This is a genomic window from Streptomyces sp. NPDC092370, assembly GCF_044755265.1.
Lineage (GTDB): Bacteria > Actinomycetota > Actinomycetes > Streptomycetales > Streptomycetaceae > Streptomyces.
The window spans coordinates 70,897-95,943 of sequence record NZ_JBIVQO010000016.1 but is presented as its reverse complement, the minus strand read 5'-3'; the positions used below and the strand labels follow the sequence as shown (position 1 = coordinate 95,943).

The 25,047-nt window shown below is 69.6% G+C and carries 18 protein-coding genes and 1 pseudogene; 7 read left to right on the top strand and 12 right to left on the bottom strand.

From position 1 onward, the window contains the following. Positions 1–43 precede the first annotated feature (43 nt). Positions 44–1,312: a cation:proton antiporter gene (locus ACIQHQ_RS34100; RefSeq protein ID WP_402619667.1), complete on the bottom strand. Its 1,269-nt coding sequence runs from the start codon at positions 1,310–1,312 to the stop codon at positions 44–46. Between the two features lie 250 nt (positions 1,313–1,562). Between ACIQHQ_RS34100 and nhaA the strand changes: the two genes are divergently transcribed. Then, on the top strand, positions 1,563–2,858 hold the full coding sequence (gene nhaA / locus ACIQHQ_RS34095) for a Na+/H+ antiporter NhaA (RefSeq protein ID WP_402619664.1): 1,296 nt from the start codon (positions 1,563–1,565) through the stop codon (positions 2,856–2,858). Between the two features lie 261 nt (positions 2,859–3,119). Here the strand turns inward: nhaA and ACIQHQ_RS34090 are convergent. Continuing rightward, positions 3,120–3,731: pseudogene (locus ACIQHQ_RS34090) on the bottom strand (PucR family transcriptional regulator); the annotation flags it as partial. A 25-nt stretch (positions 3,732–3,756) separates the two neighbouring features. Here ACIQHQ_RS34090 and ACIQHQ_RS34085 point away from each other — a divergent pair. Further along, a complete protein-coding gene (locus ACIQHQ_RS34085) occupies positions 3,757–4,158 on the top strand; it encodes a cation:proton antiporter (RefSeq protein WP_402619661.1) in 402 nt (133 codons plus the stop codon). Between the two features lie 64 nt (positions 4,159–4,222). On the opposite strand, the gene ACIQHQ_RS34080 is transcribed toward ACIQHQ_RS34085, so the two are convergent. The 8 genes from ACIQHQ_RS34080 to ACIQHQ_RS34045 all read right to left on the bottom strand — a co-directional run bounded on the left by ACIQHQ_RS34080 (position 4,223) and on the right by ACIQHQ_RS34045 (position 14,750). Then, positions 4,223–6,016, bottom strand: a complete 1,794-nt coding sequence (locus tag ACIQHQ_RS34080; RefSeq protein WP_402619659.1) for an RICIN domain-containing protein — start codon at positions 6,014–6,016, stop codon at positions 4,223–4,225. A 157-nt stretch (positions 6,017–6,173) separates the two neighbouring features. Continuing rightward, positions 6,174–8,054 (bottom strand): RICIN domain-containing protein, encoded by a 1,881-nt coding sequence (locus ACIQHQ_RS34075; RefSeq protein ID WP_402619656.1) that lies wholly within the window; start codon positions 8,052–8,054, stop codon positions 6,174–6,176. A gap of 61 nt (positions 8,055–8,115) precedes the next feature. Beyond that, complete coding sequence (locus tag ACIQHQ_RS34070; RefSeq protein ID WP_402619653.1) at positions 8,116–9,879, bottom strand: amylo-alpha-1,6-glucosidase; 1,764 nt, start codon at positions 9,877–9,879, stop codon at positions 8,116–8,118. A 52-nt stretch (positions 9,880–9,931) separates the two neighbouring features. Next, the gene (locus ACIQHQ_RS34065; RefSeq protein WP_402619650.1) at positions 9,932–10,762 is read right to left on the bottom strand and encodes a carbohydrate ABC transporter permease; all 831 of its coding nucleotides are present in this window, start codon (positions 10,760–10,762) and stop codon (positions 9,932–9,934) included. Continuing rightward, a complete protein-coding gene (locus ACIQHQ_RS34060; protein ID WP_402619647.1) occupies positions 10,759–11,748 on the bottom strand; it encodes a carbohydrate ABC transporter permease in 990 nt (329 codons plus the stop codon). The genes ACIQHQ_RS34065 and ACIQHQ_RS34060 overlap by 4 nt, the downstream gene beginning before the upstream one ends. Before the next feature lie 31 nt (positions 11,749–11,779). Then, positions 11,780–13,027, bottom strand: a complete 1,248-nt coding sequence (locus tag ACIQHQ_RS34055) for an extracellular solute-binding protein (RefSeq protein WP_402619644.1) — start codon at positions 13,025–13,027, stop codon at positions 11,780–11,782. Between the two features lie 128 nt (positions 13,028–13,155). Next, entirely contained in the window at positions 13,156–14,202 is a 1,047-nt protein-coding gene (locus tag ACIQHQ_RS34050) for a LacI family DNA-binding transcriptional regulator (protein ID WP_402619641.1), read from the bottom strand. 299 nt (positions 14,203–14,501) lie between these two features. Continuing rightward, positions 14,502–14,750, bottom strand: a complete 249-nt coding sequence (locus ACIQHQ_RS34045) for a hypothetical protein (protein ID WP_402619791.1) — start codon at positions 14,748–14,750, stop codon at positions 14,502–14,504. A 199-nt stretch (positions 14,751–14,949) separates the two neighbouring features. Here ACIQHQ_RS34045 and ACIQHQ_RS34040 point away from each other — a divergent pair, with 199 nt between their 5' ends. Next, a complete protein-coding gene (locus ACIQHQ_RS34040) occupies positions 14,950–17,919 on the top strand; it encodes an MGH1-like glycoside hydrolase domain-containing protein (protein ID WP_402619639.1) in 2,970 nt (989 codons plus the stop codon). 295 nt (positions 17,920–18,214) lie between these two features. On the opposite strand, the gene ACIQHQ_RS34035 is transcribed toward ACIQHQ_RS34040, so the two are convergent. Together ACIQHQ_RS34035 and ACIQHQ_RS34030 are read right to left on the bottom strand one after the other, a co-directional pair. After that, positions 18,215–19,498 (bottom strand): MFS transporter, encoded by a 1,284-nt coding sequence (locus ACIQHQ_RS34035; RefSeq protein ID WP_402619636.1) that lies wholly within the window; start codon positions 19,496–19,498, stop codon positions 18,215–18,217. A gap of 291 nt (positions 19,499–19,789) precedes the next feature. Beyond that, positions 19,790–20,731, bottom strand: a complete 942-nt coding sequence (locus ACIQHQ_RS34030; RefSeq protein ID WP_402619633.1) for a LysR family transcriptional regulator — start codon at positions 20,729–20,731, stop codon at positions 19,790–19,792. 131 nt (positions 20,732–20,862) lie between these two features. Between ACIQHQ_RS34030 and ACIQHQ_RS34025 the strand changes: the two genes are divergently transcribed. The 4 genes from ACIQHQ_RS34025 to ACIQHQ_RS34010 are packed head-to-tail and all read left to right on the top strand — an operon-like array spanning position 20,863 to position 25,047. Continuing rightward, complete coding sequence (locus tag ACIQHQ_RS34025) at positions 20,863–21,861, top strand: fumarylacetoacetate hydrolase family protein (protein ID WP_402619631.1); 999 nt, start codon at positions 20,863–20,865, stop codon at positions 21,859–21,861. Further along, positions 21,858–22,829 (top strand): cyclase family protein, encoded by a 972-nt coding sequence (locus ACIQHQ_RS34020; RefSeq protein WP_402619629.1) that lies wholly within the window; start codon positions 21,858–21,860, stop codon positions 22,827–22,829. Before ACIQHQ_RS34025 ends, ACIQHQ_RS34020 begins: the two co-directional genes overlap by 4 nt. A 23-nt stretch (positions 22,830–22,852) precedes the next feature. Then, complete coding sequence (locus tag ACIQHQ_RS34015) at positions 22,853–23,974, top strand: FAD-dependent oxidoreductase (RefSeq protein WP_402619626.1); 1,122 nt, start codon at positions 22,853–22,855, stop codon at positions 23,972–23,974. Continuing rightward, a complete protein-coding gene (locus ACIQHQ_RS34010; RefSeq protein WP_402619624.1) occupies positions 23,971–25,047 on the top strand; it encodes an amidohydrolase family protein in 1,077 nt (358 codons plus the stop codon). Before ACIQHQ_RS34015 ends, ACIQHQ_RS34010 begins: the two co-directional genes overlap by 4 nt.

The following is a 25,047-nucleotide window of genomic DNA, read 5'->3' as shown; positions in this document are numbered from 1 at the left end:
CTCACCTCGCGCCTTGGTGAGTACGGGCCCGTACGCCTGTCGCCTACGACCGCCCATCGAGCTCCCTCCCGTAGCGCCGCCGGTCCAGGTAGCCGATGGCCGGGGTCGCCATGACACCATGCAGCACCACGGAGATCACCACGGTCAGGGCAACGATCGCCCACAGCTCCCGTGCCAGACCGCCGAAGGAGTCCTGCCCCAGCGCATAGGACAGGTAGAACAGCGACCCGATGCCCCGGATCCCGAAGAGGGCGACCACGGCACGCTCCTTCTTCCCCATGGTGGTCCGTACCAGTGCCGACCACCCGGTCAGCGGCCGTACGACCAGCAGCACCAGCACGCCCAGCACCGCACCCGGCACCGTCAGGGCGGAGAAGCCGCCGGCCACCAGATATCCGCCGAGCAGGAACAACAGCACGGCAGTGAGCAACCGCTCGATCTGCTCGGTGAACTCGTGCAGCACCTTGTGATAGCCGTGACTACGCTCGGCGGCCCTTATGACGCAGGCAGTGACGAACACGGACAGGAAGCCGTATCCGTGAAACACCTCGGCCATGCCGTACGACACGAAGGTGGCCCCCAGCGCCACGAAGCCCTCCATGTGCTCGGACAACCGCAACTCCGAGGTGCGCACGCGGAAGAACAGCCACCCCAGCACCCAGCCGACACCGCCTCCTACCGCCAGCCCCACAGCGCACTTGCCCAGCAGGTCGGTCAACGCCCACGAGCCGATCCATTCCGCCGACCATCCCGTCCCGGCCGCCGCGGCGAGGGCGATGGCCGCGTAGACGAACGGAAAGGCCAGTCCGTCGTTCAGGCCGGCCTCACTGGTCAGGGCGAACCGCACCTCGTCCTCGTCGCGCTCGGTACCGAGCGGCTCGCCCACACGCACCTCACCGGCCAGCACGGGATCCGTGGGCGCGAGCACGGCACCCAACAGCAGGGCGGCGGCGGGCGGCCAGTCGAGAAGCCCCCAGGCCAGCAGGGCGACGACCGCCACGGTCAGCGGCATCGTGATGCCCAGCAACCGCCACGTGCCGGACCACCGGCGCCAGGCGAAGGGCCTGTCAATGGCGAGCCCCGCGCCCATCAGCGACACGATCACACACACCTCGGTGGTGTGCTCGACCCACAGACGATCGCGAACGGGATCCACGGCCGGCACGCCCACCGGCAGCAACTGGATCAGCACCCCTGCGGCGAGGAAGACCATGGGCAGCGACAACGGCCGCTTGGAGACCACCCGGGGCAGCACCGCCGCCCCCAGCGCCCCCAAGCCCAGACAGACGTAGACCACGTCCGAAAGCGTCACTGTGACCTCCTGCCAGACGCGATCAATCTCGAGCCACGCGTGTACCCCGTCCGCACCGGTGCCTTGCCCGAGTACCTCGCCGAGTTCGCTGCCTGCCCGCTCGCGGCAGACGAGGTGGGCTGGGCCGGTGGACTTGCTGCGGTTAGGGTGTGAAGAACGCGCCAAGAAGGGCGCGGGGTGTGCCGGGAAGTCTGGTCGGCGTCCATAGGGCCGTGTGCCCATTTCGCCGACACCCCGGAGGTTCGCCCCCTTGGCCGCCACCCCGCCCCGTACTCCGTTCCTCGGACTTCCCCCCTGGCCGGAACGGCAGGCACTGGGCCGGGCCCTGCGCACCGAGACCGTGGGCGGCCTCGTCCTGCTGGCCGCCGCGGTGGTCGCGCTGGTGTGGGCCAACACTCCGCTCAGCAGCGCCTACACCACGATCCGCGACTTCCACTTCGGCATACCCGCACTGGGCCTGGACCTCTCGGTCGGCCACTGGACGTCCGACGGACTGTTGACCGTCTTCTTCCTGGTAGCCGGGATCGAGCTGAAGCGGGAACTGGTCGTCGGCTCGCTGCGCACCCCGGCGACGGCGGCGCTGCCCGTAATCGCCGCGGCGTGCGGCATGGCCGTCCCCGCCGCCTTCTACGTCGTCACGGTCACGGCCGGCGGAGGGAGCATGGACGGCTGGGCCGTGCCGATGGCCACCGACATCGCCTTCGCCCTGGCTGTCCTGGCGGTCATGTCCACCCACCTGCCGACCGCCCTGCGGGCCTTCCTGCTGACCCTCGCGGTGGTCGACGACCTCGGCGCGATTCTGATCATCGCCCTCTTCTTCACCTCGGACCTCAACTACGGGGCGCTGGCCGGGGCGGTCGCCGGGCTTGGCGTCTTCTACGTCCTGCAGCGGCGCCGGGTGCGGGGATGGTGGTGGTACGTGCCGCTCGGAGCGGCGATCTGGGCGCTGCTGTACAACGGCGGCATCCACGCAACCGTCGCGGGAGTCGCCATGGGCCTGATCCTGCGCACCGTCCGCGACAAGGGAGAGGATCAATCTCCCGCAGAACGCACCGGACACCTGCTGCACCCCCTCTCGGCCGGCCTGTGCGTGCCCCTGTTCGCGCTGTTCGCCGCCGGAGTCAGCATCTCCGGCGACGCGCTGGGCAAGGTGTTCACCACCCCCGAACCCCGCGGAGTGATCGCCGGACTGGTTGCGGGCAAGATCCTCGGCGTCTTCGCCGGGACCTATGTCGCCGCCCGCTTCACCCGTGCTCGGCTGAACCCGGACCTGACCTGGGCCGATGTCCTCGCCCTCGCGACCCTGGCCGGAATCGGCTTCACGGTCGCCCTGCTCATCGGCGAACTCGCCTTCCCCGGGACAGCCGTCGGCGAACCGGTCAAGGCCGCCGTCCTGATCGCCTCGCTCGCCGCCGCCCTGCTGGCCGCCCTGCTCCTGCGCCGCAGGAACGCCGTCTACCGGCGCCTGTACGAGGAGGAGAACATCGACCACGACGCCGACGGCATCCCCGACATCTACCAGCGCACCGAAGCGGGCAGCGCATGACCTGGCCACCACCGCGCCGTCGCCCGGTGAAGCCGGACGCGCGCCCGGCGGAGCTCGCGGTCTGATGACCGGCCTCCACAGTCCTGTGACCGTCCTCTCATGCCGACGGCACAGAGGACGACGATCATCACGATCATCGCCGTCGGCCTTACTCATCACAGCGACGGCATTGCGTGAACGGCGCTGCGTCCCTGCCGGCGCGGGTGTGTGAAACAGGGGCTCAGTTCGCTCGGCGGGACCGGTCACCATCCAGGACGGCTCTCAGAAGGACTTCGCCGGCCAGTCCAGGAGGCGGGCCCCGATCACCGCGGTCTGCAACGTGTATCGATGCACGGGGTCGGACGGGTCGGCGCCGGTCAGCTTGTGGATGCGTTCGAGGCGGTAAGTGAAGGCACGCACACTCAGTGACAGCCGACGGGCCGCCTCCGCGGACACGCAACCGGAGTCGAAGTACGCCGTGAGGGTGTCCAGGAGCGGTCCCGCGCCCCCACGGGCCTGGCGCAGCGGGCCGAGGGCGCTCTCGACCAGATCGGCCATGGCCTGGCGGTCCCGGGTGAGGACGGGGTAGACGAGAAGTTCGGAGGCACGCAACACAGGCTCGTCCAGTTCCAGGCGTTCGGCCAGGTCCAGGGCGTTCAGGGCCTCCTCGTAGGAGTGGACGACGCCTGCCGCACCCGGTTGCGGGCGGCCGATCGCCACCTGACCGCCCCCGGTGACCGCGAACGCCTGTTTGGCGAAGTACGCCAGGACCTCGCTCTGGTCTCCGGGCGCGATGCACACGAGCCGACCGTCCTTGGTCGTCAGCAGGATGCTGCGGTCACCGAACCGGCCGATCAGCGCCCGCTCCACCTCCCTCAGGACCGGGTCTCCCTGGACGACGTCCTTCCTCGTCGGTGCCGTGCTGGCGCCCACCGACCCGGTGTTCGCCTCCGCGATCGTGGGGCGCAAGGAAGTCCCGGCGAAGCTGCGGCAGTTGCTCAACGTGGAGAGCGGCATCAACGACGGGCTCGCCCTGCCCGTCGTCCTGATCCTGATCGCCGCGGCCGGGCCGACCTCCGGGCACGCCGAGGCGTCCCTGGGGAAGATCGCACTGGAGCTGGTCCTCGGACTGGCCTTCGGTGTCGTGCTGCCGATCGCGGTGACCGGCCTCGTACGGTTCCGGTTGCTGGGCGCCGAGCCCAAGCTCCAGCCGCTGCTGCCGCTCGCGATCGGCGTGATCCTCTACGCGACCTGCGCTGGGTCGGAACGCCCCCCGGGTGGTGGGGAGACAGCCGGTCAGCGGTTCTCTCGGTGCGCGTGAGCTCGGCGGTGGGGGATCCTGGCTGTGGCCGGCCGGGAGCCCCCATGGGGGACGGGGGCGTGGGTCAGCCGATGCCCTGGAGGCGCCAGATCTGGTTCCTCTTGTTGGTCAGCGCGCTCTCCGGGTCGCAGGTCCACTGGTGGATCTTCGCTCCGGCCGCGGTCGAGATCTGGCTGACGTCGACGCACTTGCCGCTGTGGACGGCGGCCAGCTGGTAGTCCTTGCTGTTGCCGAGCGCGGTGACCGGCTTGAGTGTGAACATCTGGTTCGTCGAGCCGTTGCAGGTGTACTGGATCACGGCGGCACCGTCGGCCGTGGAGGCGCCGGAGACGTCCAGGCACTTACCGCTGTGCTCATTGACGATGGTGTAGGTGTTCGCCCGGCCGGCGACCGGCTTGAAGTCCAGCATCTGCTGGTAGCCGCCCTCGCAGTAGTACTGCTGGTACTGCGTGCCGTTGGCGGTGGACAGGTTGGTGTCGTCCAGGCACTGGCCGCTGTGCTGGGCCACCGCGACGGTGGAGACCGTCGTGTTGGACGGCGGCAGCAGCGTGACGGTGTACGCGTCGGACGCGTTCGTCCAGGGCACAGTGAGCGAAGCGGCGTTGCCGCTGACGGTCAGGGTCTGGTCGGAGACCGTGACTGGGCCGGTGACGGCGCCACCGCTGTTGTTGGGGATGCGCTGCAGGACGGCACGGACCTGGCCGTTCTCCACGACCGAGGTGGTGTCGAGCCGGTTGAGGTTGACGGTGACGTTGCCGGTGTTGCCGTTGCTGCCGAGCAGGATCTTGGCGTTCTTGGCCGTGTTGTCCTTGGTCGCCAGGCCGTCGGTACCTGTGCCCTGGGTGAACTTGACGATGTTGCCGGTCTGGGAGCCGTAGTAGCGGTACAGGAACCACTCGCCCAGCGGCAGGTACTGGCCCGCGCTGTTCTTGGTCAGCAGGTTCGCCTCGTTGTCGTGCAGGCTGCTGCCCATGGCCCAGTTGGCGCGCAGGCCGTCGGCTCCGGCCCGCTCCAGGCGGGAGATGTACCAGGCGCCGCGGCCCGGGGTCTGCTCGTTGGTGTTGGCGTACTCGTTGACCTGGAAGGGCCGGCTGGTGGTCAGGGACCGGGCCGACAGCTTGGAGCGGACCGCGTTCGCGTCGGAGACCGGGTCTCCGGGCAGGGCGTGCCAGCTGTAGACGTCCGGGGCGACGTTGTTGGCCTTGACGTAGTCGAGGTAGGTGTTCCACCAGGTCGAGGCGGCCCCGCCGGGGCTCCGGTAGGTGCTGGGCCCTACGGTCACCGCGTTCGGGAAGGCGGCCCGGACCTTCTGGTAGGCGCGCTTCCACATCTCGAGGTACTGGCTCTGCGTCCGCCCCCAGAACGGAGCGTTGTCCGGCTCGTTCCACAGGTCCCAGTCGACCGTCATGTTGTTGGCCTTGACGTCCCCGATGAGCTGGTCGAGGAAGGCGTCGAACTTCGTCCAGTCGCCGTTGTCACCGGGCCAGGCCTGCGTGGTGGTGCTGTCGGCGCCCCACAGGTCGTGCGGCAGCAGCACGAACGTGCCACCGAGGGCGACGGTCCGCTTGTACTGGGCGAGGGTGGAGTTCCAGCGGGTCTGGTAGGCGGCGAGGCTGGTGCCGTAGCCGCCGCTGTTGAGCTGCGCGCCGCCGGCCCGCATCAGGTGCCACTTGATGTCCTTGTAGAAGTGGTCCTGCGGCAGTGAGGCATCCGGCGTCATCCCGTAGATGGTGCCGGAGGCGTGGTAGGTGGGGGCGCCCTCGGCCGTGGAGAAGTCGACGATGACGCTGGTGTCGGCGGCCTGCGACGGGCCGGCGGGCACCAGGGTCGTGGCCAGGGCGGCCAGGAGGACGGCCACGGACGAGGTCGCTCGGCGTCCGGTGCGGGATGCGGATCTGGGACGTGTCCAGCGAGATTTCATACTGCGGCTCCTTTGTGAGTGGGGGGGACGGCCCGGGTTGGACCGCCCCCCGGGGGGAGACAGCCGGTCAGTGGTTCTCTCGGTGTGGTGTGGGTCAGCCCATGCCCTGGAGGCGCCAGATCTGGTTCCTCTTGTTGGTCAGCGCGCTCTCCGGGTCGCAGGTCCACTGGTGGATCTTGGCTCCGGCGGCGGTCGAGATCTGGCTGACGTCGACGCACTTGCCGCTGTGGACGGCGGCCAGCTGGTAGTCCTTGCTGTTGCCGAGCGCGGTGACGGGCTTGAGTGTGAACATCTGGTTCGTCGAGCCGTTGCAGGTGTTCTGGATGACGGCGGCACCGTCGGCCGTGGAGGCGCCGGAGACGTCCAGGCACTTACCGCTGTGCTCATTGACGATGGTGTAGGTGTTCGCCCGGCCGGCGACCGGCTTGAAGTCCAGCATCTGCTGGTAGCCGCCCTCGCAGTAATACTGCTGGTACTGCGTGCCGTTGGCGGTGGACAGGTTGGTGTCGTCCAGGCACTGGCCGCTGTGCTGAGCGACGGCGACGGTGGAGACGGTGGTGTTCGACGGCGGGAGCAGAGTGACGGTGTAGCCGTCGGTGGCGTTCGTCCACGGCACGCTCACCGAAGCCGAGTCGCCGCTGACGGTCAGGGTCTGGTCGGAGACGGTGACCGGACCCGTCACCGCGCCGCCGTTGTTGTTCGGTATGCGCTGGACGATCGCGCGGACCCGGCCGTTCTCCACGACCGAGGTGGTGTCGAGCCGGTTGAGGGCGACGGTGACGTTGCCGGTGTTGCCGTTGCTGCCCAGCAGGATCTTGGCGTTGCGGGCCGTGTTGTCCCTGGTGGCCAGAGCGTCGGTGTTCGTACCGGCCGTCACCTTCACGGTGTTGCCGGTCTGGGAGCCGTAGTAGCGGTAGAGGAACCACTCGCCGAGCGGCAGGTACTGGCCGGCGCTGTTCTTGGTGAGCAGCTTCGCCTGGAAGTCGTGCAGGTTGTTCGCGGATGCCCAGTTGGCGCGCAGGCCGTCGGCGCCGGCCCGCTCCAGGCGGGAGATGTACCAGCCGCCGCGGCCCGGGTTCTGCTCGGTGGGGCTCTCGTACTCGTTGACCTGGAACGGACGGCTCGTCGTCATCGACCGGGCGGCGAGCTTGGCCCTGACCGCCGCCGCGTCCGCGACCGGGTCACCGGGGAGGTTGTGCCAGCTGTAGATGTCCGGTTCGACGTTGTTGGCCTTGACGTAGTCCAGGTACCTGTCCCACCAGGCCGAGCCGTTCGACCCGGGCTTGAAGGCGCTGCTGGGGCCGACGACGACCGCGTTCGGGAAGACCGCGCGGATCCTCTGGTAGGCACGCTTCCACATCTCCAGGTACTGGGCCTGGGTCCGGTCCCAGAAGGGGGTCCAGTCGGGTTCGTTCCAGATGTCCCACTGGATGTCGGTCATGCCGGCCGCCTGCGCGTCGGCGAGCAGACGGTCGTAGAAGGCGTCGAAGCGGGACCAGTCGCCGCTGTCACCGGGGTAGGTGGGGCTGGTGGTGCCGTCCGCGCCCCACAGGTCGTGCGGCAGGATGACGAAGGTGCCGCCCAGGGCCTTGGTGCGCTTGTACTGGGCGAGGGTGGAGTTCCACCGCCGGTCGTACTTGCCGGCGACCCAGCCGCCCGGGTTGTCCAGCTGGGCGCCGCCGGCCCGCATGAACTTCCACTTGATGTCCTTGTAGAAGTGCTCCTGGGGCAGTGAGCCGTTCTCGGACATTCCATAGATGGTGCCGGAGGCACGGTAGGTGGGGGCACCCCCGGCAGTGGCGAAGTCCACGGCCACGGTCGTGTCGGCGGCCTGCGCCGACGTGCCGGGAAGGGTGACGGCCGCGACCGACGCCAGCAGGGCTGCGAGCGCGGTGACCGTGCGCGGGTGGGTTCCCGTCCGGGCGAGTCTGCTCGTGCGTGCGGATCGGGGAAGGGAGTGAGGTGCGTCGTGCATGGCGGGTCTCCTGGGGAGGGGTGGGTGCTGCCTGGGCGGAGGGGGGTGCCCAGGGGGTCGGTCAGCCGCCGGTGTGCGCGGCCGGGGCGGGTGCGGTGTGCCGGAGTGTGTGGGCTTCGGCGAGGAGGAGGTAGGCGGCGGCGGTCCAGGTGTAGGCACGGTCGCGCAGGCCGGTTCCGGTGAGGGCGTCGAAGTTCTCGGCGAAGCCGTGGTTTTCGCACAGGGCGCGGAAGCGGGCGCTGATCTGGTCCGCGAGGTGGTGGTGGCCGGCGCGGCGCAGGCCGTCCTCGATGAGGATGGTGGCGGGGGCCCAGATGGGGCCGCGCCAGTAGCCGTCGGCGAGGTAGTGGGGTGAGGTGGGCAGTTCGGTGGCAAGGCCGTACGAGGTCAGGTGGGTCTCGATCCGGGCGGCCAGGGTCTTGCCGATGTGCTCGGGCAGGTGCTCGCCCAGGGCCATCGGCATCAGGTCCAGCAGGCTGGAGGTGCTCCAGGTCGCGGCGGTGTCGACGCCGCGCGCCACGAACCGCTCGTCCGTCCACAGCTCGTCCAGCATCGCGGTCTGGGTCGCCTCGGCGGTGCGGGTCCAGCGGCGGGCCTCGTCGGGCAGGTCCAGTTCGGTGGCCAGGACGGCCAGTTCGTGCAGCTGGAGGGTGAGGAACGCGGCCAGGTCGGCGGTGACGATCACGCGCTCGGGGTCGAAGGTCGTGGCGTTGTCCCAGCCGCTGTCGTTGCCGTGCTGGTAGTGGGGCAGGGCGGCGCCGGGCGCGCGGCGGGCGGTGAGCCAGAAGTCCGTCCACCGCGCCAACCTGCGGTAGATCTCGGCGAGTTCGGCCTGGCTGAGGGGTTCGGGGAGTCGTCTGCGCAGGTGGGAGAGGGTCCAGCCGTGGATGGGCGGTTTGACGAAGTTGTAGAGGACCTCGGAGTGGGTCACCGAGTCGGGCAGGGCACCGGTGACGTCCTGGTGGTCGAACGGCAGGCAGAACTGGTCCCAGGCCAGGGCGGGGGCACCGGGCGCCAGCGCGAGGGCGTTGAAGCAGTGGTCCCAGCTCCAGACCTTGTCCATCCAGTGCTTGGACATCAGCACCGCGGGCCGGGTGACCAGCCCCGTCGGACGGACCGTCGCCGACCACACCACATACGCGGCGAGTTCGGCGGCCGGTGTGGCGGACGAGCGCCAGGGGGCCACCGCGTCGACGAACGCGGCGAAGGCCTGCTCCGCGGCCGTCACGACGGCGTCGAACGTCTCCGCGGACGTGTAGGGCAGACGTGCGCTGTCCAGTTCCTCGATCGCCGCTTCCCAGACTCCGCCAGGGTCCGCGGTGACGGTGACGCCTCGTGCGCCGGTACCGAGGGCCTGACTGCCGGACACCTCGGCGACGGCACCCGCGAGCACGGTGACCCGGTAACGGCGCCCGGTCTCGTACGAGGTGAACACGTACGCCCTGTCCACCGGGTCGCGGTAGAAGTAGGTGCCCGTGAAGGGGGTCAGGGTGTCCGCCGCCGCGTCGACGCGCAGGCCGAGTCCTTCGCCGCGCAGGCGGACGGTGTCCGGCGAGGCGTAGGCGAGACGGACACGCCCTTGCTCACCGGTCCAGCTGAGCAGGCCCGCGGTCGCCTCGACGCGGGTCCCCGCGCGCTCGCCCGTCGTCGCGTCGAGGGGCGTGAAGCGCAGGATCGCGTGCATGCCGTTCTGGTGCGAGACGAGGTGGAGGTCCTCGGCCCGGGTCTTCTCCGCGAGCACGGGAGAGATGCCGAACCAGGAGCCGTGCGTGCTGAACGGGATGTCGTGGATGGAGAAGGCCGGGCCGGATCGGGCGGCGGTCATGTGGTGTGACTCGTTTCTTCAGCAGGGGTGACCGACGGGGGTCGCGTGGTGGTCAGTCCTTGACGGCTCCGGCCGTCACGCCGGCGGCGACATAGCGCTGGGCCAGGACGAGGATCACCGTGGCGGGCAGCGAGGCCACGACGGCGGTGGCCATGATGGCGTTCCACTCCTGGTTGTTGTTGCCGATGTAGTGGTAAATGCCGAGCGTGATCGGCTCGTAGGCGCCGCCCCTCGCGAGGGTGCTGGCGAAGACGAAGTCGGACCACGACCACAGGAACGCGAACAGCGACACGGTGACGACCGAGTTGCGGCTCATCGGCAACACCACGGACCGGAAGGTGCGCAGGGGCCCGGCTCCGTCCATCTGCGCGGCCTGGAGCAGTTCGCCGGGGATGCCGGACATGAACGCGGTGAAGATCAGCACCGCGAAGGGGACGGCCAGGGTGGAGTCCGCGACGATCAGGCCGGGGACGGACTGGAGCAGACCGAGCTGGAGATAGATGGCGTAGAACCCCATCGCCATGATGATGCCGGGGATCATCTGGGCCACCAGGAAGAGGAAGCTGAGGACTCCCCCGCCGCGGGGGCGGAGTTTCGCCAGCGCGTATCCGGCGGGCGCCGCCAGCGCCACGGTCAGCGCGACCGTGCCGAGACCGACGACGAGGCTGGTGCCCAGGTACGGCAACTGCTGGTCGAACACGGCACGGTAGCCGTCCAGCGTGCCGTCCACGGGGAACAGGTCGGGCGGGGACTTGCGCATGTCCTGGTCGCGGGTGAAGGACACGTTGAGCATCCAGTAGACCGGGAAGAGCATGACCGCGGTGAGTGCCAGCCCGAAGGCGGTCTTCCCCGTACCGCGGAACCCGCGCGGCAGGTCGTTCATGCCAGTGCCTGCTTTCTCTGGACCCTCAGGTACACCAGGCCGAAGACCAGGGCGGCGACCACGAGCAGGTTGCCGACGGCCGCTCCGGGGCCGAAGGCGGGCAGGAGGTTGCCGAAGCCGAGCTGGTAGGACCAGGTGGCGAAGGTGGTGGACGAGTCGGCCGGGCCGCCCTTGGTCATGATCCAGATGATGTCGAAGACCTTGAGCGTGTAGACGAGGCCCAGCAGCAGGGTGATCGCGGAGACGGGGCGCAGCAGCGGGAAGGTGATGCTCCAAAAGCGTCGCCAGGCGCTCGCGCCGTCGAGGGCCGCCGCTTCGTACAGCGAGCCAGGGATCGACTGGAGGCCGCTGTAGAGCACGACCAGGTTGAACGGGACACCGATCCAGATGTTCGCGATGATCACCGAGGTCAGCGACCAGTCCGGTGAGGTCAGCCAGTTCACCGGTCCGATGCCGAGCGCGTGCAGGGCGGCGTTGACGATGCCGGAGTCGCTGTTGAGCATCCACGACCAGGTGGACGCCGACACGATCAGCGGCAGCAGCCACGGCACCAGGAACAGCGCCCGCAGGGTCGCGGAGAGCTGGAAGTGCTGGTTGAAGAAGACCGCGAGGGCCAGACCGATGGCGTACTGGAAGAACAGGCACACGATGGTGAACACCACGGTGTGGGTCAGGGCCGGGCCGAAGGTCGGGGCGTCGAAGACCGTCCGGTAGTTCGCGAGGCCGGTGAACGGGGCGTCGCCCTGCACGAAGGAGCGCACGGTGTAGTGGCGCAGGCTCAGATCGAGGTTGCGGTAGAGCGGATAGGCGTAGAAGAGGACGAGGTAGAGCGTCACCGGGGCGAGGAAGGCCCAGGCAGCCCACTGCTGGGAGGTGGGGCGGTGGCGCCGGGGGGCGGTGGGGGCCGGGGGCGGGGCGGCGATGGCCGCCGCCCCGTTCCGGTCACGCACCGGCCGGGGGTCCGGCGGTTGTGTCGTGCGCTTCATCAAAGGCCCTGGGTCGCGGTTGCCTGACGGTTTACTTGACGGCTTCCTGAGCCGCGGTGAGCGCGTCCTTGGGTGACTTGGAGCCGCTGAGGGCGGACTGGACGGCCTTCCACAACTGCTCGGAGATCTTCGGGTACTTGGTGCCCAGGTCGTCACTGGTGCGCCCCTTGGCGGCCTTGACCGCCTCCACCCAGGGCTTCAGCTCGACGTTCGCCGCCACCTGCTTGTCCTGGACCTCACTGGTCGGGGCCACGTACGACAGGGTGGTGTCGGTGTCGTACAGGTTCTCGCTGCTGGTCAGGCAGGACACCAGCTTCTGGGAGGTGGCGTAGCGGCCGGTGTCGCCCTGGACGGGGAGGGTGACGAACTCGCCGCCGGTCGGGGCCGCGGCGTTGCCTCCGTCGGCGCCGGGGATGGGCAGGACGCCGTAGTCGAAGCCGGCCTTCTTCGCGTTGGCGAGCTGCCAGGTGCCGTTCTCGGCGAAGGCGTAGTCGCCGCCGGCGAACTCCTGCCAGCTGGTCGTCTGGGTGTTGTTGATGACCGAGTTGGGCGCGTAGCCCTTCTTCAGCCAGTCGGTCCAGAGCTTCAGCGCGGAGACGCTATCGGCCGAGTCGAGTTCGGTCAGCTTCGCACCGGAGCCCCAGAACCAGGGCAGGAACTGGAAGCTGCCTTCCTCCGTGCCGATGGCGGAGAAGGTGATGCCCTTCTTGCCGGCCTTCTTGACCTTGTCCAGGGCCGCCGTCAGCGACTTCCAGTCCTTGACCGAGGCGACGTCGACCCCGGCGTCCTTCAGGACCTTCTTGTTGTAGTAGAGCGCGAGGGTGTTGGCGCCGATCGGCATGCCGTACGTCTTGCCGCCCGACTGGCCGGCCGCGAGCAGGTTGGGGTCGACCTTCGAGGTGTCCAGCTTGTTCTCGTCGGTGCTGGTGAGCACGCCCGCCTCGGCCAGCGTCGACACCACCGGGTTGTCGACGATGAGCACGTCGGCGGAGTTGTCCTGCTGCGCCGCCAGCAGGGCCTTGTTCGACAGGTCGCTGGTGTCGAACGCGGTCCGCTTGATCTTAACGCCGGCCTTGGTGCCGCAGTCATCCAGCAGCTTCGCCCAGGCCGAGGTCTTGTCGAACTGCGGGTATGGGTCCCAGATGGTGTACGTGCCGCTGTCCGCGCCCTTGGAGTCGGCGCTGCCCGAGCCGGAGCCGCAGGCGGTGGCACCGGCGGCCACGGTCATGACGGTCAGGGCTGCGGCGGTCAGACGGCGGTGTCTGGAGAAGCGGTTCATTGAGGGTTCCCTTGTTCTGGACATGCGGGTGCCGAGGGCACGGGGTGAGGAGGAGAGGCGGGCACGGAGAACGGCGCCGCTGAGCAGTTCGGGCGTGGGGTGGTGTGGGACGGTGTGCGTGGAGGGGGTTATGAGGCGGTGGCGGGCCCTTCGCCCGCAGTGGGCCTGGCTTGTGTGGGCCCTGTGCTCGCCCGCAGGGAGATCGGCGGCGCGAGGAGATGGTGCCGGGGCGGTGCGTCGGGATGGTCGAGCCGCTCCACCAGCAGTTCGACGGCGCGGCGGCCCATCTCCTCCGCCGGTACGTCGGCCGCGGTGAGCTGCGGGGTCACCGTCTCCGCCCACCGGCCGGCCACGACCCCGGTGACGGAGAAGTCGCGCGGTACATGGCGGCCCGCCTGGGCGAGCCCCCGGTAGAGACCACCGAGCGCGGCCTCGTTCAGTGTGACCAGGGCTGTGGTGGCCGGATCGTCGTGCAGGATCCGCTCCAGGCATGCCTGGCCGGAGGCGGCGTCGTCCCCGCAGCAGTAGGTCCGCACGGTCAGCCCGCGCTCGGCTGCGGCCTTGGTGAAGCCCTCCAGCCCCCGGTGGGCGGACTCGTAACCGGCCCGCAAAAGCTGTTCGGGCCGGTTGACGAGGGCGATCCGGCTGTGGCCGAGGTCCGCGAGGTGGTGGACACATGCCGCCGCGAGTGCGGTGTGGTCCAGGCCGACCCACCAGCCGCCTTCCGGACGGGCGGTGCGGCCGATGGCGACGGAGGGGAAGTCCAGCCCGTCCAGGTGGTCGATCCGGTCGTCCTCCAGTCTGATCTCCATGAGGATCGCGCCGTCGACCCGCCGCTCGCCCAGCAGCCGCTGGAACGAGCGGTCGCTGTCCACGCCGCTCGGTGACAGCAGCACGTCGTAGTCGTAGGCCGCGGCGGCCTCCACCACGCTCCCGATGAAGTCCAGCTGCATCCCGGTGTAGTGGTCCCCGGCCGGCGGGAAGACCAGGCCGATCGTGTTGGTCCGGCCGTTGGCCAGGGCGCGGGCGCTGGCGTTCGGGCGGTAGCCCAGCTCGTCGATGACCTCCTGGATCTTCCGGCGCGTGTCGTCCGACACCGGGCGCTTGCCGCTCAGCACGTACGAGACGGTGGAGCGCGAGACACCGGCCCGCTTGGCGATCTCACCGATGTTCACGGCGACTCCTTGCTCGAACCGATTCGATGTTCCGCGTGCGACGGAACCCTCGAATCGCGTAGGTGGTGAAGTGGGTACTCCGGTACTCGGCACTTCGGAATTTCGGTGGCAAGTCCACCGATCACCGGTCGTCGAACCGGTTCGGTGAAGTGAAGATAGGAACGACGCAAAGGGCTGTCAACGCCTGCGGCGAAACTTTTCGAAACCATCCAGTAACCCGGAACTCGCCGCTCTCCGTGAGCGCGACGCCCTTCAGCTCATGGTGAAGGGGACCGACTGGACGCCTGGGAGCATCCCCGTTACGGCTCGGAAGCCCGGCATCCGGCCTCGTCCGTGCGCAGCAGGCGCAACAGCTGGGCGGGCAAGGAGAGGTCGGCCCGGCGGAAGGGGACGAGGTAGACGGCGGTGACCGGTTCCGAGTCGCCGTCGGGGCCGGGCACCTTCTCCCGTACGACACCGGGGCCGCCGCCGTCCTCGGGGACCTGGCCGCCGAGGTCCGACAGGGCGGAGGGTGTGTGGACGGCTCCGCCCCCTGAGCCCGGCCACACCGTTCGCTCCGCCGCCGTACATTCCGTTTACGCGAACCATTGACTTTCGGCCACGGCTGTCCCTACCGTCTCGCAGCATATCGAACGGTGTTCGCTATTTCGAACGTCAGAATCGCCGCATGAGTGCCCAATGGAGGACACCTCAATGCGTAATCGCCTCAGAGGCAGCCGCCGCGCCCTCGCCGCCCTATGCGGCTCGGTGCTGTCCATCAGTCTGCTGTCCGCCGGGCCTGGGGCGACGTCCGCCCAGGCCGCCGACGACCCCAACGCCGTCGCGCTGGACAAGGACGCGATCCTCGCGGCCAACCAGCTCGACGAGCGCCAGTGGTACAAGGACAACATCCCGTTCCTCGACACCCCCGACAACGACATCGACGACGTCTACTACTACCGGTGGAGCACCTTCAAGCGGGCGCTGCGCTACACGGTGCCGGGCACGGGGTACGTGTCGACCGAGTACGACGTGCCGATCGGCTACGCCGCGAACCCGTACACCGCGCTCCCGGATGCCACCGGCTACCACCTGCTGGACGGGCGCTGGCTGCACAACCGCGACTACGCCGGTGACTACCTGGACTTCTGGCTGCGGGGGGCGGGCAACTCGGGCGTACAGAAGTTCAGCGAGTGGATCACCAGCGCCGCGTACCAGCGCTACCTCGTCACCGGGGACGCCGCGCAGATCAAGTCCGCGCTCCCCCATCTCATCGCGCTGTACAAGCGGTGGGACTCGAACTTCAACACCGACATCACGGTCGACGGCACCCAGTCCACCAGCGACCTGTACCACCAGAGCCCGCTGTCCGACGCCACGGAGTACACCGAGACGTCGATGCACAGCAGCAACTGGTTCAGCGGCGGCCGCGGCTACCGGCCGACCATCAACGCGTACATGTTCAGCGCGGCCCAGGCCATCAGCAAGATCGCCACGATGAACGGCGACACGGCGACCGCGACCGAGTACGACGCCAAGGCGGCCCAGCTCAAGGCCGCCGTGCAGAACTCGCTGTGGGACCCGCAGCGCAACTTCTTCATGCAGGTCTACAACACGGACGCCACCAACGGCACGCTGAAGCAGACCAGGACCACCTGGCGCGAGGCGATGGGCTTCGCGCCCTGGGCGTTCAACCTCCCGGACGCGCGGTACTCGTCGGCGTGGAAGTACCTGACCGACGCCAAGCGGTTCAAGGCGCCGTTCGGGCCCACGACGCTGGAGCGGGTGCACGACTTCGAAGCCGAGCAGGCCACCGTCAACCGCGCGAACGTCTTCAACGGCTCCACGGCCTCCAACGGCAAGTACGTCGGGCAGATCGACTTCGACGACAGTCACGTCACCTTCACCGTGGACGCGCCCGGCGCCGGGACCTACCCCGTGACCGTGCACTACGCCAACGGCACGACCGCGACGTCCACCCACAAGCTCGTCGTCAACGACAACACCACCAGCCCGATCACGGTCAGCTACGCGCCCACCGGGGCCTGGCAGAAGTTCTCCGAGTCGCAGTCCGTGACCGTGCAGGTCCCCATGAAGGCCGGGGCCAACACGCTGAAGTTCGCCAAGGGCACGGGCTTCGCCGAGATCGACCGGATCACCGCGAACCCGTACTTCAACTACCAGGCGATACCCGCCGTGCAGAAGCGCGACGACGCCAACTGCTGCCACTGGAACGGCCCGAGCTGGCCGTTCCAGACGAGCCAGATCCTCACGGGTCTCGCGAACCTGCTCCAGGACTACCCGGCGCAGAACTTCGTCACCAAGGCCGACTACCAGACGATGCTGGCCCAGTTCGCCGACCTCCAGCACAAGGACGGCAAGCCCTACATCGCCGAGGCCGCCAACGGTGACACCGGCGAGTGGATCTACGACGGGTTCAACTTCAGCGAGCACTACAACCACTCCAGCTTCAACGACCTGGTGCTGAGCGGTCTGCTGGGCATCAAGCCGCAGGCGGACAACACGCTGGTGCTGAAGCCGCTGATCCCGTCCAACTGGGACTACTTCGCCGTGGAGAGCCTGCCCTACCACGGGCACACCCTGTCGATCCGCTGGGACCGGGACGGCTCGCACTACGGCAAGGGCAGCGGGCTGCAGATCTTCCAGGACGGCGTCCGCATCCATCAGTCCTCGACCGTCGGCAACACCACGGTGAACGTGGCCGCCCCCGTCACCCCGGCGCAGCCCCCGCGGCTGATGAACGTGGCGGCAAACCCGCTCACCGCCGAGCAGGACTGGCTGGGCCGCACGATCACCCAGCCGTACCCGAAGGCGTTCGCCTCCTACACCAACACCGTCTCCAACGGCCCGCACTGCCACAGCGGCCAGGCATGCAAGCCCACCACCTTCGACGCCCCGCTCCGGGCGACGGACGGCTGGATCCGCTACGACAAGATCCCCGACAACCGGTGGACCAACTCCGGCTCGCCGAACGCCACCGACCACCTCGGCGTCGACTTCGGGGCCCCGCGCAAGATCAACGAGGTGAAGTTCTACACCTACGACGACGGCGCGAACATCCGCGTCCCGGCGAGCTACACCGTCCAGTACCTCAAGGACGGGGACTGGGTGAACGTCCCGAGCCAGACGAAGAGCCCGGCGGCGCCGGTCGCGAACAACGCCAACGAGGTGACCTTCCCGACGATCACCACGTCCCAGTTCCGGGTGGTCTTCACCCCCCAGGCGGGCAAGTTCGTCGGCGTCACCGAGCTGGAGTCCTGGTACCCGGAGACGCCGCGGGTGAAGATCGTCAACAAGAACAGCAACCTGGAGCTCGGGATCGCCGGTTCCTCGATCGCCGCCGGTGGCGCTGTCCAGCAGCAGAGCGCCAGTGACAGCGCCAACCACTGGTGGAAGATCGTCCCGGCCGAGAACGGCTACTACAAGATCTTCAACACCAACAGCGGACGGGTCCTCGGCGTCAAGGGCGCGTCCACGACCGCCGGCGCGGCGGCGCTGCAGTGGGGGGACACGCTGACCGCCGACCATCTGTGGTCGATCGTCGACGCCGGTGGCGGCTACGCCAAGATCGTCAACAAGAACAGCGGCCTGGTGCTGGGGATCGACGGGATGTCCACGTCGTCGGGGGCCGCGGCCATGCAATGGGACGACAACGGGACCGCCGATCATCTGTGGAGCATCACCGCGGAGGACGGGTCCACGCCGTTCACTTCGTGACCGGGCCGGCCGGCTCGGATCATTTCGCGCCCATCGTCACCCCACACGGAATTGGGCAGCTGAGTCAGCGCCGAATCCGAAGAGGGTTCGCGGCGGCCAGGGAGCCGCGCACGTGTTGGAGTTGGTGCAGGAACGCCTGGTGCGTCATGCCCGGCTTGCGACGGATGGCGGCGATCAGGGTCGGCGTCGGCATCCTTCGTTTCTCCGGTGGAACGCGTGGCGATCGGCATCGCGGGGAAATCCGCGATGCCGATCTCGACGGGTGTGGTTCTCGTGGTGGATCGGCGCCGCGTGGTCAGCCCGCCGTCTGCTGCATCGGTTCCGGGGTGGCCGTCCGGTGGCGCCGGGCGGCGAGGCCGAGTGCGGCGGTGGCGACGGCCCCGGCGAGGGCGAGTACGCCCAGGGCGTTCGCCAGGGTGCCGACGGCGGAGGCGAGCGCGAGGACCACGAGCGGGCAGATGAACTGGCCGAGGAAAAAGAAGCCCGTCCACAGGCCGGTGCCCCGGCCGCGGTCGGCGTAGTGGAGCTTGGACATGGCGAGGGTGAGCAGGCTCGGCAGCATGATGCCGCTGCCGAGGCAGTTGATCACCGCGCCGGCGGTCAGTACGACGGGGTTGGGGGCGAGCCAGATCACCGCGAAGCCGAGGGCGGACAGGCCGAAGGCGGTGGGCAGCCAGGCTTGCGGGCTGCGGCCGGCCTTGGCGAAGACGACGGCGCCGATCACGACCGCGGCACTGGAGCCGGCTGTGGCCAGTCCGATCACGCCGGGGTTGCTCACGCCCATGTCGTTCAGGAGGAATGCCATCTCCACCTGGACGGTGTAGAAGAGGATGGCGCCGAAGAGGGTCAGCGCGCAGGTGCCGGCCAGCGGACGCCAGGGGAAGGGTCTCTTGGCCATCGGTTCCGAGGCGGTGAGGGAGGGTTCGTCCGCGTGGTCCGCCGGCCGAGGCCGCGGCAGGAAGGCGGCCATGGCCGGGGCGAGCAGCAGGCTCACCGCGTAGGCCCAGAACGGTGCGCGCCAGCCGGCCGATCCGGCCGCGCCGCCCAGCACGAAGAAGGCCGTCGCGGAGATCGAGGCGCACATCGTCTGCATCGCGAGGTAGCGGTCGCGTTGCCGGCCGGAGTAGTAGTCGCCGATCAGCGTGGTGCTGCAGGTCATGATGGCGGCTTCGGCGACACCGACGAGGGCGCGGCTGGCGACGATGGCGCCGAGGGTGTCCAGCCACAGGGGGGCGGTGCCGAGGAACGCGTACAGCACGGTCGAGACGACGAGCAGGCGTTTGCGGCCGAGCCGGTCGGCGATGACACCGGCGAAGGGGGCCAGCAGCGCCAGGGAGAGGGCGGGGATGGTCAGGGCCATGGGGACGAGCGCGTCGACGCCCGGCACGTCGGCGAAGTGGGACTGCATCTGCGGCAGGACGGGGGCGATGAGTACGGCGCCCAGGATGGGCAGGCAGCTCCCGGCCATCAGCAGCATGAGGCGAAGTCGGTGGCCGGGGCCGGACACGGCCTGCTCGGTCGGGGTGTCCTTGACGGCTGTGGGCGTCGAGGACGGGAGCGGGGGCACGGGTGCAGGCATGCGGGAACTCCACGTGGCGGGTCGGGAGGGGGACGGGGTTGGTGCGGCCGTCGTGGTCGGGCCGCCCGGTATCCGTGGCAGGTTCGGAGCGGGGAGCCGATGACTGCCGGGCGTCGCGGCGGGCCGGCTCGCCGGGCGCCTGCCCGGTCCCGGCAGCGGGGGATGGTGTGGCTACGGCGCCGGGTGGAGATGACTATGGGCCAACGGACAGGTCCTGCCTAGCCCTCATCCGATCGATATCGAAGATGTGGATCATCCGGACCTTGGATGCCAGGCGCCTGCACGGACCCGCTATGTCGATGCGACCGTGGCGATACGGCCGGGCTCGGAAGCGGCCAGCTCCGCTCCCACGCGGGCCGCGGTCTCGCGCAGCCAGATGTGGGCCGCGTCGTGGGTGTGCACCGGGTGCCACCACAGTGCCTCCTGGAGAGGCACCGCCCCGTAGGGAGGTTCCATGAGGCGTACGGCGGCCACGCCCCGCAGCAGCTCGGCCAGGCGCTGCTGTACCAGGGCGATCCGGCGGGTGCCGGCGACCAGGAAGGGCAGCGCCTGGAAGCTGTCGACGGAGATCTCCACGTGGGGATCGACACCGAGCATGCTCAGCTGCCGGGCGGCCGGAGCGTCGTAGGCGCGCTGGTAGATGACCCAGGGCAGCCGTGCCAGGTCGTCCATGGTCAGCTGGTCGCCGACCTCGTCGTTCGTCTCGGCCACCAGGAAGGCCCAGCGGTCGGTGAACAGGTCGACGGCGGGGAAACCGCCGATGATGCCGCGCGGCATCAGCAGCCCGTCGGCCGTGCTGAGCAGCGGTGCGGTGTCCTCCGTGACGTCGATGGGCGTCCGCTGGAAGCGCAGCCGTACCCCCGGGGCCTCGGCGTGCACGGTCCGGGCGAGCTCGGCGCCGAACACGGCGAGGGCGTAGTCGGAGGTGAGCAGGGTGAACTCGTGCTCCTCGCTGCCCGGGGCGAAGTCGGCCCTGCTGCTGAAGACCCGTTCCAGCAGGTCGCAGGCGGTCGAGGTGCGGTCCAGCAGTGCGCGGCCGAGGGCGGTCAGTTCGTACTGTTTGCCGACGCGCGCGAGCAGGTCGTCGTCGAAGTGGCGGCGCAGGCGGGCCAGGGCCGCGCTCATCGCCGGCTGGCTGAGCCCGACGCGCTGCCCGGCGCGGGTGACGTTGCGCTCCTCCAGCAGGGCCCGCAGGGACAGGACGAGATTCAGATCGAGGCCGGAGAGGGACACGACGCCTCCAGAGCGAGGCCGCTTGCGGCGGAAACCATTTGCACTGTGGATGATCAACATCTAAAGAATCTATTTCCCAGATTACGGGGTGGGAGTCACATTGGTCGCACCGCAATCTGGAGGACATTCCCGTGAACCCCGCAGCCGCTTCCGCGTCCTTTTCCGGTCCCTTCGCCCTTGGCGTCGTCTCCGACTCCGACCAGGCGACTTTCCCCGGTCTTGTGATCCCCGAGGGGCGCGTGCTGGATCTTCGCACGGCCCTCGGAGAGCCGGCCCTGACGACCCGGGGGATTTTCGAGCACTGGGACGAGATGCTCCCTCGCCTGCACGAGCTCGCGGCCGACGAGACGGCCGACTGGCGGCCGTTGGAGCACCTGCGGGCGCACGCGCCGGTCGAGCCCCGCCAGGTCTTCCAGTCCGGCGCCAACTACCGGCAGCACGTGATCGATCTGGAGGTCGCCCATCGCGCCCCCGACGACCCCCGCACGGTCGAGGAGGCGCGCGCGGAGATCGCCGCGGTCATGGACCGGCGGGCGGCCGAGGATCTGCCGTACGTGTTCATCGGCCTGCCGAGCGCGATCACCGGCCCCTTCGATGACGTCGTACTTCCGGACTGGGCGCAGCAGCCGGACTGGGAGCTGGAGTTGGCAGCCGTCATGGCGAGGCCCGCCTACCGGGTGACGGTCGAGGAGGCCCTGGAGTACGTGGCCGGCTACACCATCGCCAACGACCTCACCGACCGCGCCACCGTCTTCCGCCGGGACATGAAGGCCATCGGCACCGACTGGCTGCGCTGCAAGAACGCTCCCGGTTTCACCCCGCTCGGCCCGTGGATCGTGCCCGCCGAGTCGATCGCCGACCCGGGTGACCTGCGCGTCACGCTGAAGCTCAACGGCGAGACCATGCAGGACGAGTCCACCAAGGACATGCTCTTCGGCATCGCCCGGCTGGTGTCGTACATCTCCCAGACCTCCCGGCTCCTGCCCGGCGACCTTGTGCTCACCGGCAGCCCGGCCGGCAACGGCATGCACTGGGGACGGCTGCTGCGCGACGGCGACGTCATGGAGGGCTCCATCACGGGTCTGGGCGCGCAGCGCACCCGCTGCGTCGCCGAGGGGACCGCGTCGTGACGGCCCCGCTCGACCCCACGGACGCCGAGGGCGCGATCAACGAGGCCGCCAAGCGGTGTTCCAATTGGGGGCGTTGGGGCGAGGATGATGTGCTCGGCACGCTGAACTTCCTCGACGAGGCCAAGCGCCGCGAGGGCGCGGCACTGGTCCGCCGGGGCGTGAGTTTCTCGCTGTCGCAGCGGTTCGACATGAACGGGCCGCAGAAGGGCTGGCGCCGCCGCACCAACCCCGTCCACACCATGCTGGACACGGGAACGGACGCGGCGCTGGGCAACCAGGGCTTTCCGCACGGCATCGGCGGCGCCGACGACGTGATCACGATGCCCCTGCAGTGCTCCACCCAGTGGGACGGGCTCGGGCACATCTTCGACCACGGCAAGGCGTGGAACGGACGCGACGCCGCGAAGACCGTCACCTCGGACGGCGATCTGGTCACCGGCATCGAGCACATGGCCCCGTACGTCGCCGGGCGCGGAGTCCTCCTCGACGTCGGCCGGGTGATCGGCGACGAACGCGGGGAACTGCCGGACGGTTTCGCGATCACCGAGGAACACCTGACCGCGACCGCCGGGGCGCACGGCGTGGCCGTCGGCCGCGGGGACATCGTCGTCGTCCGGACCGGGCGGCTGACGCGCGCCCGCCGCGAGGGCTGGGGTGACTACGCGGGCGGAGACTCGCCCGGCCTGTCCTTCACCACCGCCGGCTGGCTGCACACGAGCGAGATCGCCGCGATCGCCACCGACACGTGGGGCTTCGAGGTACGGCCGAACGAGTTCGACGGCGCCTTCCAGCCGCTGCACCAGGTCGTCATCCCCAACATGGGCCTGCTGATCGGCGAGATGTGGGACCCCGACGCTCTCGCGGACGACTGCGCCCGCGACGGCGTGTACGAGTTCTGGCTCACCGCCGCGACCCTGCCCATCACCGGAGCCGTCGGCTCCCCCGTCAATCCGGTCGCCGTCAAGTGACCTGCCCAACAAAGGAGTTGGCGATGGAAGGCAAGAGAGTCCTGGTCATCGGAGGGGGCACCTCCGGCAACGTCATGACCGTGCTGCTGCGGCGGGCCGGCATCGACGTCGACCTCGTCGAGGTCAGACCGGACTGGAACGTACGCGGCTCCGGCATCACCCTTCAGGGCAACGCCCTGCGCGTGCTGCGCGAGATCGGCGTCTGGGACGAGGTCCGCGAGCACGGCTTCGGCTTCGACGCCCTGGGGCTGACGACGCCCGACGGCACCGTGCTGCACGTCGGTGACGTCCTCCGTACCGGCGGAGACGACCTCCCCGCCACCCTCGGCATGCAGCGCCCGGTGCTCCAGCGCATCCTCGTCGACGCCGTACGGGCATCCGGCGCGAACGTCCGGCTAGGCACCACCGCCGAGATCCTCACCGAGGACGACTCATCAGCGACCGTCCGGTTCAGTGACGGCACCGAGGGCCGCTACGACCTCGTCGTGGCCGCCGACGGACTGCACTCCGCGACCCGCGCCGCCCTGGGCATCGACGTCGAACCCGAGCCGACCGGCATGGCCATCTGGCGTGTCCCGGCGCCCCGCCCGGCCGGAGTGGAGTGCAGCGTCCTCTCTCACGGAGGACCCTGCTACATCGCCGGCTACACGCCCACCAGCGAGGACACGATCTACGCCTATCTGGTGGAGGCCGGCCGCGACCGCGCCACGATCCCGTCCGAGTCCTACGCGCAGGAGATGCGCCGCCTCGCCGAGGGCTACGGCGGTGCCTGGGACGAGATCCGTGACTCGATCACCGACCCGGCGCAGGTGAACTACACCTGGTTCGACCGGATGCTGGTCGAGGGGTCCTGGCACCGGGGCCGGGTCGTCCTCGTCGGCGACGCCGCGCACTGCTGCCCACCCACGATGGCCCAGGGCGCGGCCATGGCCCTGGAGGACGCCTGGGTGCTGTCCCAGCTGCTGACCAGCGGATCCGCGTGGGACGAGGAACTGCTCACGCGCTACTACGAGCGGCGGATCGACCGGGTCCGGATGGTCGTCGAAGCGTCCGTGCAGATCGGGCAGTGGCAGCTCGACGGCGTGCCCGGTGATGTGCCCGGGCTGCTGGAGGCCACCATGCCGGCGCTCAAGGAGCTGCCGTGACGGCCCACCCGCCCCCGGCCACCGCTGGGAGCCTCCCCCAGCCCGGTCCCAGCCCCTCGTCGAGCACGGACGCGCACCCCGTTCGGACGGTGGACGTGCACGCGCACCTCCTCCTGCCCGAGGTCGAGGCCCTGGTGGCCGACCTGCCGGGCCTGGCAGAGGCCAAGGCCCTCGACGCCCGCCGCAACGGGCCCGGGGCCCAGGCCGTCAGCGGCCCCATGGTCGCCGAGCGCATTCCGAGGCTGACGGACGTTGCCGTACGACTGGCCGCGATGGACGCGCAGGGCGTGGACGTCCAGCTGGTCAGCCCGTCCCCCTCGCACTACCACTACTGGGCGGACGAGGAGACGGCCGAGAGGCTCTACCGGCTCGCGGGCGAGGCGACGGCCGCGCACTGCGCACAGGCGCCCGACCGGCTGCGAGGGCTCGGTCTCGCCCCCCTCCAACATCCGGAGCAGGCCGTGCGGGCCCTCGAACACGCCCAGGGCCAGGGACTTTTGGGTGTCGAGATCTCCAGTCACGCACCGGGCCGCGAGCTGTCCGACCCTGCGTACGAACCCTTCTGGACCCGGGCCGAGGAGACGGGCGCGATCCTCTTCCTGCACCCCTTCGGCTGCACGCTCGACGAGCGCCTCGACCAGTGGTACCTGTCCAACACCGTCGGCCAGCCCACCGAGAACGCCGTCGCGCTCTCGCACCTGATCTTCTCCGGGGTGCTGGACCGGCACCCGGAGCTGAAAATCATCGCCGCGCACGGGGGCGGGTATCTGCCCACCCACATCGGCCGCTCCGACCACGCCTGGTCGGCCCGCTCCGACGCGGGCGCCGGCTGCGCCCACCTGCCCAGCAGCTACCTCAAGCGCTTGTACTTCGACTCGCTGGTCCACGACCCGCAGATACTGCGGGCGTTGGTCGCCGCGGTCGGCCCGGACCGTGTGCTGCTCGGCTCCGATTTTCCCTTCGACATGGGCACCGAGGACCCCGTCGGCGCACTGCGCGCCGCGCGCCTGCCCGACGACGACTTCCATGCCGTGCGCGGTGGCAACGCGACAACGCTGCTGCGCCTCACCTGA